Origin of the sequence: Candidatus Williamhamiltonella defendens (assembly GCF_900699045.1) — a bacterium.
GTDB lineage: Bacteria > Pseudomonadota > Gammaproteobacteria > Enterobacterales > Enterobacteriaceae > Hamiltonella > Hamiltonella defensa_A.
Genome location: NZ_CAADHL010000001.1, coordinates 668790 through 682618 on the forward strand (window position 1 = coordinate 668790; position 13829 = coordinate 682618).

6 protein-coding genes, 1 tRNA gene and 2 pseudogenes are annotated in these 13829 nt (G+C 36.4%); 4 read left to right on the forward strand and 5 right to left on the reverse strand.

What is annotated here, in order from left to right:
- Positions 1–3: 3 nt before the first annotated feature.
- The 3 genes and pseudogenes from mrcB to pssA form a co-directional block, all read right to left on the reverse strand.
- Positions 4–2384 (reverse strand): annotated as a pseudogene (mrcB, locus tag CICURV3402_RS03015) (bifunctional glycosyl transferase/transpeptidase).
- Positions 2385–2438: 54 nt separating this feature from the next.
- Positions 2439–5333: a DNA polymerase I gene (gene polA / locus CICURV3402_RS03020; RefSeq protein ID WP_235667601.1), complete on the reverse strand. Its 2895-nt coding sequence runs from the start codon at positions 5331–5333 to the stop codon at positions 2439–2441.
- Between the two features lie 1577 nt (positions 5334–6910).
- On the reverse strand, positions 6911–8275 hold the full coding sequence (pssA, locus tag CICURV3402_RS03025) for a CDP-diacylglycerol--serine O-phosphatidyltransferase (RefSeq protein ID WP_158379765.1): 1365 nt from the start codon (positions 8273–8275) through the stop codon (positions 6911–6913).
- Between the two features lie 303 nt (positions 8276–8578).
- Between pssA and aspS the strand changes: the two genes are divergently transcribed.
- From aspS to ruvC, 3 genes are read left to right on the forward strand one after another with little or no spacing between them, the layout of a single operon-like run.
- Positions 8579–10363, forward strand: coding sequence for an aspartate--tRNA ligase (gene aspS / locus CICURV3402_RS03030; RefSeq protein ID WP_158379766.1), 1785 nt, complete (start codon positions 8579–8581; stop codon positions 10361–10363).
- A gap of 33 nt (positions 10364–10396) precedes the next feature.
- Entirely contained in the window at positions 10397–11161 is a 765-nt protein-coding gene (locus CICURV3402_RS03035) for a YebC/PmpR family DNA-binding transcriptional regulator (RefSeq protein WP_158379767.1), read from the forward strand.
- A gap of 5 nt (positions 11162–11166) precedes the next feature.
- Positions 11167–11646 (forward strand): crossover junction endodeoxyribonuclease RuvC, encoded by a 480-nt coding sequence (gene ruvC, locus CICURV3402_RS03040; protein WP_158379768.1) that lies wholly within the window; start codon positions 11167–11169, stop codon positions 11644–11646.
- A gap of 136 nt (positions 11647–11782) precedes the next feature.
- On the opposite strand, the gene CICURV3402_RS03045 is transcribed toward ruvC, so the two are convergent.
- Positions 11783–11858: transfer RNA gene (locus CICURV3402_RS03045), tRNA-Phe, on the reverse strand.
- An 850-nt stretch (positions 11859–12708) separates the two neighbouring features.
- Here CICURV3402_RS03045 and CICURV3402_RS03050 point away from each other — a divergent pair.
- Positions 12709–12954: pseudogene (locus CICURV3402_RS03050) on the forward strand (acyl-homoserine-lactone synthase); the annotation flags it as partial.
- Positions 12955–13090: 136 nt separating this feature from the next.
- Here CICURV3402_RS03050 and CICURV3402_RS03055 read toward each other — a convergent pair.
- Positions 13091–13813, reverse strand: coding sequence for a LuxR family transcriptional regulator (locus CICURV3402_RS03055; protein ID WP_158379770.1), 723 nt, complete (start codon positions 13811–13813; stop codon positions 13091–13093).
- Between the last annotated feature and the right edge of the window lie 16 nt (positions 13814–13829).

Consider the following 13829-nt stretch of genomic DNA (forward strand, 5'->3'; position numbering starts at 1 on the left):
GTTTTAAAATATATTTCTAATTGAATCGAGCACTAATTTTTTCTTTAATGCGCTCTGGGGCGTCGTTCTTCAGATGTCTTGCACAGCACATCTGGATCTTCTGTCCATACAGGGATCGTGCTTATCTGATTATGAGGCTCTGTGTCACATATAAAATGACCTGTAGTACTATCAATATTCATATCAACGATACCTACTGGTTTTCTTAAAATCAGCGGTAAAGGGGGCTTTGTTTCAAGATATCTACGATATAAACTCAGTGCGCCAGTCGAGCCTGTGAATTGAGTAGGACCATTATTATCACGCCCTAGCCAAATAATTGTGACCTCTTTACCGTCAATGCCAGCAAACCAGCTATCACGTAAATCATTCGTTGTTCCTGTTTTCCCCGCTAAATGAAATGTTGAAAATTCAGAAGATAAAGATCGTGCTGTGCCTCTTTTAACGGCTTCTTGCATTCCATATAAAACAAGATAACTCGCCTGTGCGGACAGGCTACGTTCAGATTGTGGAAAACTTTGATACAGCATGGAGCCATCTACTGCGATAACGGCACGTAAAGCAGACAAAGTAGCTTTATTCCCACCACTGGCGATGGTTTGATATTCTTGTGCAACCTCTAATGGAGTTAAATTAATAGCCCCCAGTAGCATGGAGGGCATAAGAGGGCCGGTAGAGGCAGGTGCTCCTAGCTGCTTGATTACTTGACTTATTTGATCTAAACCAATAGACATCCCCAGATTCACAGTGGGAACATTTAATGAATCAACTAATCCATCTAATAACATAACCTGGCCACGAAATTTTCGTGAATAATTTTTCGGTTCCCATACCGCTCTATTAGGGAGCTCTAATGACAAAGGTTGATCGAATAACCAGGTATTGAAGCGGTATTGCTGCGGTTGATTTAAAGCTGACAAATAGATAGCTGGCTTAGCTAACGATCCAATAGAGCGCCGAGCTTGCAGAGCTCGATTAAATCCAGAAAATTGAGGTTGAGAGCCGCCTACAATAGCCAAAATTTCACCGCTAAAACGATCGATGACAACCATAGCGCCTTCTAGATCACTTAAATGATGCTCCGAACCTTTTAAAGCGGGAATACCTGATTCAATGGCTTTTTCTGCGGCATCCTGAGAAACAGGATCCATCGTAGTAAAAATTTTAGCGCCTGAGAGATGCTGAACTTTATCCCCTAACTTTTGTTTTAATTCTTGCCGCACTATTTCAATGAAGGCAGGTTGTGGAATAATAACCCCACCTTTAGGTTGGACATCCAACGGACGGGTGCTGAGGGTATGATAAAGCTTCTTATCAATGTTGCCTTGATTTTGAAGTAATTTCAGAACTAAATTTCGTCTTTCTAGGGTGAATTTAATATTTCGCCAAGGATTATATAAAGACGCTCCTTTGACCATCCCCACCAACATGGCTTGTTGATCTAAACTCAGCTCATCGACGGGGCGGCCAAAGTAATATAGGCTGGCTAACGGAAACCCTCTAATTTGATCGTTGCCGTTTTGACCTAAATATACTTCATTGAGATACAGTTCTAAGATTGTATTTTTACTGTAATGATGATCAATCAATATTGACATATAGGCTTCATTCACTTTTCTCCAAAAAGACCGTTGATTGTTTAAAAATAAATTTTTGACTAATTGCTGAGTTAAGGTGCTTCCTCCTTGTACTGTTCTGCCTGCCAGTATATTTGCCAACAACGCTCTGCCTGTCGAATAAAAATCAATACCATCATGTTGATAAAAATGACGATCTTCTATCGCGAGTAATGTGTTGATCAAGCTTTCTGGAAAGCCGGATCGAGGTAGAAATAAACGCTGTTCCCCACTAGGGGTTTGTAACATGGTGATTAATCTGGGATCTAATCGAAAAAAACCAAAAAAACGCTGATTATCCAAATTTTCAATCTGAACTAATCGGTCATTATGAAAAATCAGACGTGCATGAACCTGATCTTCTTTAGCGTCTGGAAAGTTAAATGGACGGCGCAGCATATCAATACTGTTATCTTGTACGGTAAATTCGCCAACTCGAAGCAAATTCTGCACTTTCCTATATTGCGTCGCTATCAATAAATTGATCATCTGCTTTTTACTGTAAGCCATTCCAGGCTCTAGGTTAAGCATACGACCATACACTGCGGCTGGTAGTACCCACACTTGTCCATCAATCCGCTGCCGGATTTTTTCATTGAGATAAAAGCCATAAAGTATGACTACTAATCCAATATTTAAAAACAAAATGAACAGAAAGAGCAGGAAAATCCATTTTTTTTTGGAATGCTTTGGTTGAATAGAAGGATGAAGTTTAATGTAGATTTTTTTATTTTTTTGGCCAATCGGCTCATGGCCATGATGTGACATTTTTTTTGTTCTCCTAGTCAGGATAAGTGTGTTTTATATGACTTTAGAAAAAGTCTAGTGAGCCTGATCCCAATTGTTGCCAAACTTGATATCGACTTTAAGTAATAAATTTTGCGTACTTTTTTCCATTAACTCACGAATTTTATCTGTAGCACTTTTTAAAACAGTGTCATGAACCTCAAATACCAATTCGTCATGAACTTGTATAATTAAATTCACCCGGGATTTTTGTGTTTGGGCTAACTTTTTTTCCTCTTGTCTCAACCAAAAATCGATATGAATCATAGCTCTCTTAATAATGTCGGCGGCGGTGCCTTGCATGGGCGCATTAATCGCTTCGCGTTCAGCGGCCTTACGTCTCGTGGTATTTTTCGAGTGAATATCGGCTACGTATAAACGACGCCCTTCTAAAGTAGTCACGTAGCCATTTTTTGCCGCTTCTTCTTTTGTGCGCTGTATGTAATCCCAAACTTTGGGATAATGCGTAAAATACAGGTTCATATATCTTTCAGCTTCAAATCTGGAAACATTTAATTGACGCGCTAATCCAAACGCACTCATGCCATAAATCAGGCCAAAATTAATCGCTTTTGCACTACGACGTTGCTGCGCTGAAACTTGTGAAATAAGTAAACCAAATACCTCTGCCGCCGTGATCAGATGAATATCTTGACCTTGTAAAAAGGCATTCAACAAACCTTGATCTTGTGAGAGGTGCGCCAGAATCCGCAATTCTATCTGAGAATAATCTGCGGCGACAATCTGGTAACCCTTGGGGGCAATAAAAGCCTGACGAATACGCCGACCTTCCTCATTGCGCACGGGAATATTTTGTAAATTAGGATCACGAGAGGATAAACGACCAGTGGAAGTCACAGCTTGATGGTAAGAGGTATGCACCCGGCCAGATAAAGGATGGATCATGAGAGGGAGCTTATCTGTATAAGTGGTTTTTAATTTTGTTAGGCTGCGGTGATTAAGAATAATTTTTGGTAAAGGATAGTCTAACGCTAATTCTGCTAGAACTACTTCATTGGTCGAAGGCGCGCCTTTTGGGGTTTTTTTTAATACCGGTAGTCTTTGCTTCTCATATAAAATCGTCTGTAATTGCTGAGTCGAATTTAAATTAAACGTCTCGCCTGCAATGTCATGGGCTTTTTTTTCAAGCTCCGTTAATCTGAGCTGTAATTCTTTAGAATGATTGAGTAATATATCAGGATCGATCATGACACCAGTCTGCTCCATACGTGACAACACTAATAACAGAGGCATTTCAATTTCTTGTAATACTTTCATCAAATCTGGATTTTCTTTGAGCTTTGGCCATAGTGCCAAATGCAATCTTAAGGTGACATCAGCATCTTCTGCAGCATAAATGGCGGCTTGTTCTAATGAGATCTGATTAAAAGTGAGTTGATTTTTTCCCTTTCCAGCGATATCGTCAAAAGACAAGGTTTTATGATTCAGATGGCGTTCAGACAAGCTTTTCATGTCATGCCGACCGGCCACACTATTGAATATGTAGGATTCGAGCATCGTATCAAAAGCAATACCTTGAAGCCTTATCCCATAATTCTCTAAAAGACTTTGATCAAATTTAAGATTTTGCCCAACTTTCAGTGCATAGGGATCTTCTAATAATGGCTTAAAAAGTGCGAGCACTTTATCCATATTCAACTGAGCAGGCGCCTCTGGATAATCGTGACCGAGTGGCAGGTAAGCTGCTTTCCCAGGCGCCACAGCAAAAGATATCCCAATTAAATGTGCCGTTTTTGCATCCAGCCCATCAGTTTCTGCATGAATTGCAAAAAGAGAGGCTTTTTTAAGCCGCTCAAGCCAAATAAGCCATCGTTCTTCATGCAGAATGGTTTCATAATCATCCGTCGAAAAAATCGCTTTTAATGGATCCGTAGATGAAGATATTAGGTTATTTTTTGAGCTTTTAGAGTTTAAATGGGTTACTGGCCATTTCCCGGCTTCAATATCTGCTAAATACGTTTTAAATTCATAGTGAGAAAATAATTTTTTTAATTTATCTATCTGAGGGGGGCAAACCTGTAATTCATTACAACTTATATCTAATGAAACGTCTGTTTTGATGGTCGCCAATTGGCGGGATAAATATGCCTTTTCTTGATGTTTTATCAGCTTTTCAGCCAAAGTCTTGGCCCCGTGAAACGATAAATTAGCGATTTTATCTAAATGATCAAATAACTTATCCAGCCCTCCCATACCTCGTAACAATGCCCGGGCCGTTTTTTCGCCAATCCCCGGGACACCCGGGATATTGTCAGCGCTGTCACCCATTAATGAGAGTAAATCCACTATTAAATCGGGCGGGACGCCAAATTTTTCACACACCCCATTGGGATCAAGGGTTTTATTATTCATCGTGTTAATTAAGGTGATATTAGGACTCACTAGCTGAGACATATCTTTATCACCCGTGCTTATCACTACCTCATAACCTGATTTTTCTGCGTCTTTAGCCAAAGTGCCTATCACATCATCGGCTTCTACACCCTCGACAACCAATAAAGGCAACCCCATGGCAGACAAAATGTGATGTAAAGGGGATATTTGTGCACGCAGATCATCCGGCATAGAAGGGCGATGTGCTTTATATTCTGGAAAAATAGTGCTACGAAAGTTCTCACCAGGGGCATCAAAAACAATAGTCATATTTTGGGGTGAATATTGTAAAAAAAGGCGGCGTAACATATTTAGCACGCCATAAATTGCGCCTGTGGGTTCGCCCTTTGAATTTCTTAAAGGAGGGAACGCATGAAAGGCGCGGTACAAATAAGAAGAACCGTCTACCAACAGAAAAAGTTGATGAGAGCAATTTTTTACTAACTTAGTAACAGCGGCTTGATTATGATTGATGGTAGAAATAGGGAGCTCAGGCTGTAACTTATTTTTTGTTTTCCTGGATATCATTTTCTTCATTTCTAATGTGAATAAACAAGGTTTCTCAAAATTTTAATCTAGTTTAACTCAATTCCATATGGCATTGTTAACCAAGTCACTTAAAGAGTTTAAGATAAGCAATCGAGAAGAAAGAAAAGAAGGTGACATCGAGTTTATCGAAGCTTAAAGCGAGTCTTTTGTTTTCTTGTATCTTGCCAAAGAAATGTTTAATAGCAATGTGGGTTTGAATATCTTTCTTTATTAATGTCATAAGTTTGCCAAAAGTGCGTTTGGAAATTGACTTAATGAACGAGAATTTAAGCATCATGAACAAAAAATAAAGCTCGTATGTGGTAGCTAATCTAATTATAATATACTCGAGTAAACGTTGATTTTTAGTAATGTATTTCTTTCTAATTTTGTGAGTTGTTTTAATGTCGATATATATTCAGGTTTGTCTATAATTTTTCCTCTTTCTTAAGTTATCATCTTAAGATGATAATGCAGTCCTCCGTATATTAAGATTTTTTATGATTTAGAGTAATGACGAGGTGGCCATTGAGATCTTGGTCATTCATTTTTTCAACTCTAATCAGCGTGCTTTAATGTAAGATGTGAATTATTGATTTAACACTTATTCTATTGAATTAATTTTTTGTATTCATTTTCAATTTATAAAATATATATAGCGTAGTATTGGTGTTACTGATAGGTCTGGCTGTGTTTTTAAAAATCTAAATTATGATGATGATCTAAACTTTTGCTGATTTTAATATCAAATATTTTCTTTAACTTCACTGCAAATAAATTAATAATTTGGTAAAGACCATGGTTTTTTAGTCATTAAACCGAGAGAAATATAACTTTCCAAGTTGTCAAAATCTCGCTTTAAAAGCGCCTGTTTTAGAGGCTCAGCTCTAAACTCGCCAACAGTTGCACGTCGGTTAGATAACTTTAGCTCTCTGTCATTAAACTGGGCAACGAAACAATTATTTCCACGACCTGCTTCCGACGGAAGTCATTGAATTCGTGTGTAACCTTTAAAGTGTATATCCCCTGAAAATAATCTGTATTTTTCTCGATATTGCGCTAGTCAGACTTTAAAATGTCATCATTGCAGATGACGAATGAAAACTAATATGAAGAGCTGTAGTCATTGTGTATTAATATTTTAAAGTCTTTTTAGTATCCTTCATTGGCTGGACATACTATTTACCCATATAATTTATAATTATTTCACATTTTTATCCGTTACGAAAAAAGCGATCAAATAATCTGTCGATGAGACCCATAAATTGAGCTTCTTTTAACGTATCAGATTTTAAGATTCGGTTTAGTTGTTTATGACTTAATACATAAGTAAAACATGTGTTTTGACTAAACACTGTCTTGGAAATAGTATACAAAATTCGATTTGAATAAATCTTATTTATTTATGTTGAATGTAATTTCAATCAAAAATTGATATTTTAGAGAAAAAATATTTTATAAAATACCAAGAATCTCTTATTTCTTACATTTCATCACAGTAAACACCATAAAACATCAGGTGATAACCTGAATATGAGATAAAATTTTTAATAAGCTGGGTACAGGATTAATATTTTATTTCAATTTTATAAAATACGGTTAATTAAATGATCGATACGTATTCTACACAAACGGCGAATCAGGGTTCGTACTTCGAGGGGGTATTGTTGAATATTGTCGAGTTCTAAGTAGTTTTGGATCACTTGAGTATGCTTTTGAATACATTTTAATTCTTTGACTTTTTGATGTCTTAGCTCCTGTTTCGGATCCCGGATTAAAAGAGCATTTTCTAAATCAAAATGCCAAGCTCTAAGATTCAGGTTACTACCAGTCAGCAATTGCCACTCATCATCAATCCAAATCCCTTTGATATGAAAACTGTGAGCTTCGTGTTTCCATAATCTAACGATCAGATTACCCTTATCGAGATAAGGCTGCATTCGTTTTAAAAATCGCTTTAAATTGATTTCATACAGGTAAGGTAAAATGGAAATCATTTTAAAGGGTTGTTCGGGAAGAGTATAAAAATCATTCGCTGTTTTATCCCCTACTATAATTTGTACTGTCTTGCCTGCTTTAAGAAGATACGTGATATTTCGTTTTATTGAGGAAGGTAAATTAAAATAAGGGGTGGAAATACTGAGTTGTGTTTGAGTTGAAGAGATAAGGTATTCAATGGTTTTGTTCAGCATATTTTTTTTGCCTAATCCGACTAAAGGAGTCACTGATAATTCATCTTGATTGGCATAACACAAATTTTCTGTAACAGAATAATTGGCTTGTCTTAATGAAAAACGTAAGCGTTGCACGTGATATTTCATCTCACAAATTTTATGTCTTGTTTTGCTATTCAAGGGTTGTACAGCATTTGAGCTCAAAATATGTATTTTGAGATAATTGATCATGAGAAAGGCTAATTTAGCATTTTTTATCAATTGATAACGATCGTAACGATATTTGCTCCCTTGATGAAAATAAACATTATTAATGCTGGCACCACTGTAAATCACCGTATCATCAATCATGATTCCTTTAAGATGCATGACTCCAAGGGCTTCTCTTGTATTCACGGGAATGCCGTAAACGGGCAAAAATATCTCTGAATTTTTTTTTGCCATTTCATAATACCAATCCGCATTATTGTATTCTGCCATGACACCAATACGACCACGTTGGGCACGATGCCAATCTACCAGCACACAAATATCTAACTCTGGGCGTTTTTTTTTTGCTTGATACAGAGCAGACAATACATCGTATCCTGCTTTATCTTTTTCCAAATAAAGTACGACCATATAGATACGTTGAGTGGCTTGAGCGATCATCTTTAGCAGCGTGGTTCGAAAAACGCTTGGGCAATACAGCGTTTTAATGTGAACAACTGATTGGGAAAGTTTTGGTATTTGTGCAAGTTGTTGTGTGTGTTTTTTGCGCTTAAATTTTGACAACATGAGCGTGCATGTCTTTCCTTTTAGTTAGACCTCTTTCAAAAAACTAAAAAACTGTTGAGAGAGGGCTGTGAATTCAAGATGCTCTGAGCATATGATATCCCGGAGTGTACACAAAGTAGATTAGGATGGCGAGCATCCTATCTTTTCAAATCGTCCGTTTTAAAAAAATGAAATTACACGATTGGCATGATTTAAAAATGAGGCTTCCTGTGCACTGATGTGAAATTCCTTTATAATTTCTGCTTTTTTGAGATCCTCATATTATGGATCTGCTTGACATCAAACGAAATAAAAGGATCTGTTATGCGTACTCATTGTTGTGGGGAATTAAGTCTCTCTATCCTAAATAAAACGGTTTGTTTATGTGGCTGGGTCGATCGACGACGTGATTTAGGAGGCCTGATTTTCATTGATATGAGGGATTTTTCTGGCATTGTGCAAGTTTTTTTTGATCCTGAACAACAAGCGCTGTTTGAACAGGCTTCCTGTTTAAGAAATGAATTTTGCATTCAAATCACAGGAAAAGTGCAGGCTCGTCCTCATCATCAAATTAATCAAAAAATGTTGACAGGGGCGGTAGAAGTTTTTTCAGAGAATTTGACGATCATTAACTGTTCTGAGCCATCGCCTCTTGATCGAAACCAAAATAATACTGAAGAACAAAGACTTAGATATCGCTATTTGGATTTAAGACGTCCAGAGATGTTAGCACGTTTAAAAACCCGTTCACAAATCACCTCTCTTGTGAGGCAGTTTTTAGATAAAGAAGGATTTTTGGATGTTGAAACCCCGACTCTGACCAAAGCAACACCAGAAGGCGCTCGAGATTATTTAGTGCCGAGTCGGGTTCAGAAAGGAAAATTTTATGCTTTGTCTCAATCCCCACAGCTGTTTAAACAGCTATTAATGGTGTCTGGCGTTGATCGCTACTATCAAATCGTCAAATGTTTTCGTGATGAAGATCTTAGAGCGGATCGTCAGCCTGAGTTTACCCAAATTGATATTGAAACTTCTTTTATGACAGCTCAACAGGTACGAACCGTGACAGAAAAATTGATACGTCAATTGTGGTTACAGATTAAAAATATTGATTTAGGTGCCTTCCCGGTGATGACTTTTGATGAAGCGATTCGACGCTTTGGCTCCGATAAACCCGATTTGAGGAATCCATTAGAGCTGGTGGATCTTGATGATGTGCTCAAAAATATAGATTTTGAGGTATTTTCTGAGCCCGCCAATGATGCTCATAGCCGAGTTGTCGGCATACGAGTGCCTAAGGGAGAAGATATCAGTCGTACACAAATAGATAAATATACCGCCTTTATGCATATTTATGCTGCGCGAGGATTGGCTTGGTTAAAAATAAAACAGGCGGATGCAGGGCTTGCAGGCATCCAAAGCCCGATAGCAAAATTTTTGAGCCCTGAAATATTGGAGCGCATTTTAAAGCGGATGCAAGCAAAAGATGGCGATCTCCTCTTTTTTGGGGCAGATAAAAAGAAAATTGTGACTGAAGCGATGGCGGCTTTACGCTTAAAACTGGGGCTTGATCGCCAATTGACGCAACTTGATCGATGGGCACCATTATGGGTCATCGATTTTCCCATGTTTTCAAACGACACTGAGACGGGTTTAACGGCGATGCACCATCCCTTTACGTCGCCTAAAAATACGAATTTATCTGAACTTGCTGCAAACCCAGAAACGGCGATGGCGAATGCCTATGACATGGTCATTAATGGTTATGAGGTCGGTGGCGGCTCTGTGCGTATTCATCACTCTGATCTGCAAAAACAGGTATTTTCATTGATTGGAATTGAAGCGAACCGGCAAAAACAACAGTTTGGTTTTTTACTGGAAGCATTAAAATATGGGGTGCCTCCTCATGCTGGAATCGCTTTTGGTTTAGATCGCCTAGCCATGTTGTTGACAGGAACCGATAATATACGAGATGTTATCGCTTTCCCTAAAACGACTGCAGCAGCTTGCCTTATGACGGATGCTCCGAGCTTTGCATCAGATTCCTCATTGCAAGAATTATTTATCGATGTGGTCAAAAAGAAAAATAATAAACCCAAAAATTTATAGATACTTATACTTTTTAAAAATAAAGGGCGTTTTATGGCAGGTCATAGTAAATGGGCCAACACCAAGCATCGAAAAGCGGCTCAAGATGCGAAAAAAGGAAAGATTTTTACTAAAATTATTCGTGAATTATTCACCTCCGCTAGATTAGGGGGAGGAGATTCAGCCTCGAATCCTCGATTACGCACGGCCATTGACAAAGCATTATCTCATAACATGACGAGAGATACATTGAACAGAGCGATTGCGCGTGGTATTGGGGGAGGTGAAGACACTCATATGGAAAATATTTTGTATGAAGGATATGGTCCTGCGGGTACAGCGATAATGGTTTCTTGTTTAAGCGACAATCGTAATCGTACTGTGTCTGAAGTTCGTCATGCATTTACAAAAACAGGCGGCAATTTGGGCACCAGTGGTTCTGTTTCTTATTTGTTTACCAAAAAAGGTATTTTTTCTTATGAGCAAGGTTTAAACGAGGATCAGGTGATGGAGCTGGCTTTAGAATCAGGCGCAGATGACATTATAGTTTACGACGATGGGGTAATAGATATTTTCAGCTCACCAGAGTTTTTTGAAACGATTAAAAAGACGTTAGAAACCGCAGGTTTGATGCCTTCCACAGCTGAGATCTCGATGATACCTTCAACAAAAATAGATTTAGACCTAGAAAATGCACAAAGATTACTTCGTTTGATCGATATGCTTGAAGATTCCGATGACGTACAAGAGGTCTATCACAATGGAGATTTTTCTAACGAGATTGCTGCCGCTTTGTTTTTTAAAAACATAAATCCATAGAAATCATGCCCATCATTTTAGGGATCGACCCCGGTTCTCGTATCACCGGCTATGGGGTGATCTCTGATAAAAAAAATAAACTGCTTTACCTGGGTAGTGGCTGCATCTGCACTTTAGATAACGGATTACCCCATAAATTACAGCTGATTTATGCGGGGGTGACAGAAATTATTTCTCAATTCAGACCTGATTTTTTTTGTATAGAACAGGTTTTTATATCAAAAAACGCGGACTCGGCGTTAAAATTAGGCCAAGCGCGAGGGGTGGCTATAGTCGCAGCAGCCAATCAGAATTTGCCTGTATTTGAATATGCCGCCAGGAAAGTAAAACAAACCGTCGTTGGCAACGGTGCTGCGGATAAAAAACAAGTTCAACACATGGTTCGTTATCTATTAAAACTCCCCTCTGCGCCAAACACAGACGCAGCCGACGCCTTGGCAATAGCGATTACGCATTCTCACCTTTACGCATTTCACGCATATTAACTTTGTGAGAATTCTATAGCTTAAAGCACAATTAGAACTGAATGATAGACAGGTTGAGGAGATGAGGCCGGCGTCAGATGTGGTGATAATTAATATAATTTGAGAAAAATAGATTGATACGATCGGCTATAACGTATGGTGCCCAGACTCGGAATCGAACCAAGGACACGAGGATCTTCAATCCACTGCTCTACCAACTGAGCTATCTGGGCAATCGCGCGCATTAAACCGTATTGTCTCTGTGTCGTCAACGAATTTTTCTGAAATCATACAAAAACCTAGAAGTTAGGCCTGATAAAAATTACAAAACGTGAATTTTTTAAGATTACAGATCAGCAAATGCAATTTTCATAAATAAATGTGATGTATTTTAAAAAAATTTTCAAAAAGTATCATTTACTTTTATTTTTCTATTTTGACATATTGTTTTGATGTGAGCTACATACTGACACCCCTTTTTTAGGTTACGCTTGCATAGGGGTTTTTTATGTCTTTCAAGCAAAAACTAATATGCAAGAAAAATTCATATAGTGAATCAGTAATAGATATATTAAAATTATGAATGCTTTAACTTTCTGTAGTGTCGAAGTTATTTTTGAAAAATGTTGAGAGGTTTTATTCTGTTTGAGGTTAGTTTTTAAAGTGGATTAGCTGATAATGTTTTGTTAAATTTATTTTTATTTTAAATATATCGTAAATAAATATTTTAACATATTCGTATATAATATTCTGTAATTTTTAAAAGATATTTTTAATTGAATTTAATTGGCACAGTGATAAAAAATAAAAACAAATTTTGTTATTTTAAATAAAAGATTAATATCTTAATACAATTGAATAAAAATTGACAGAGATAAAATTTTTTAAAAAATAGCAATCAATTATTTCCTAGTGATATTTTTAATAATAATGATTTATGATACCGTATCGTTTTTAAATGGAGATAAAAACGATAAAACATTTTATATAAATTACAGTCTACTATCTGAAAACATCAAATGAGTTTTTTGTATTAGGAAACAGATATTTAAAGATCGGCTCTATTAATCTGTTACTTGTAATAATAATATGGAATATGATGAATATAATAATAAAAATCCCACTTATATTTTGCGGATGTATTCAGATCAAGTAATATCTGGACTCAGATTTATTGATATGAAAAATAATAATATGATCACAAACTCTGTGTTTGAGTTCTTTTTTAAAAAAGATGTGATTAAAGAAAATCACCTTGATGCCAGTCTATTCGTTATTGATAAAGAAATTTTAATTTTTTTAAAATACTTAGTATTTCAGAAAAAATAGAAGGTCTATTTGATCCGTATATCTGTATATAAAAAATAAAAAAATTTTAATTGATTATTTCAGTCTAATGAATATAAAAAGAATACCCCTAAAAGAATATCTCTAATATTACCGATCTTTATAATGGGCCATTATTTTATATCTGGAAAATAGGTTTAATTAGTTTTAATTCCACTCCAAGTCTGATGGCATGTTTTCCATTTATAACCCCTAGCTTTTTTACCACATTGCCCATATGAAATTTTACGGTACCTAATTTAATACCAAGAATCATTGCAATTTCTTCGTATGTTTTTCCTACACTAGACCAATACAGAATTTCATTCTCTCGTGTAGAGAACATTTCTTTATCTTCTGTTTTCTGGTGTTTAATATCCATCTCTTTATAAAGAAAAAGCATTTTATCATGTACAGTAATCAGTAACGTTTGAAGTTTATCTTTATTAGATATTATTAATTCATTAAATGCTTCTATATAATCTTGATATGCCATCATGGATAATAATGCAAGGTTATTTTTATGATCATGAACAATAAATGTATACCCATGAGTAATATTATAGGATTTTGACATTTTGAAGATTTTAGAAAGCTTAAGATTTAAGTTAATCATAATATTTTCGTCCCAAAAAAAGGAGGTAATCCTGTTCAGTGACATAATAATGATGGGGTCAATACTGTGATATTTATTTTGAATATAACATTCAAACCAAATCGGGTGACTGGTAATAATGGATATCTCTGTGATATTTTTTTTATTTAAAAAAACATAAGCATATTTTATGTTTCCATATTGCTTTAATTCGTTATCTAAGTAATTTTTAATTGTATTATTAATAGTTCTATTGTTAAAAAACATTCTTCTCCCTCTCTAA

Coding starts and splice junctions, on each gene's coding strand:
- ruvC (WP_158379768.1), top strand. CDS start 11,167: ATGCCCATCATTTTAGGGATCGACCCCGGTTCTCGTATCACCGGCTAT.
- aspS (WP_158379766.1), top strand. CDS start 8,579: ATGCGTACTCATTGTTGTGGGGAATTAAGTCTCTCTATCCTAAATAAA.
- CICURV3402_RS03035 (WP_158379767.1), top strand. CDS start 10,397: ATGGCAGGTCATAGTAAATGGGCCAACACCAAGCATCGAAAAGCGGCT.
- pssA (WP_158379765.1), bottom strand. CDS start 8,275: ATGTTGTCAAAATTTAAGCGCAAAAAACACACACAACAACTTGCACAA.
- polA (WP_235667601.1), bottom strand. CDS start 5,333: ATGAAGAAAATGATATCCAGGAAAACAAAAAATAAGTTACAGCCTGAG.
- CICURV3402_RS03055 (WP_158379770.1), bottom strand. CDS start 13,813: ATGTTTTTTAACAATAGAACTATTAATAATACAATTAAAAATTACTTA.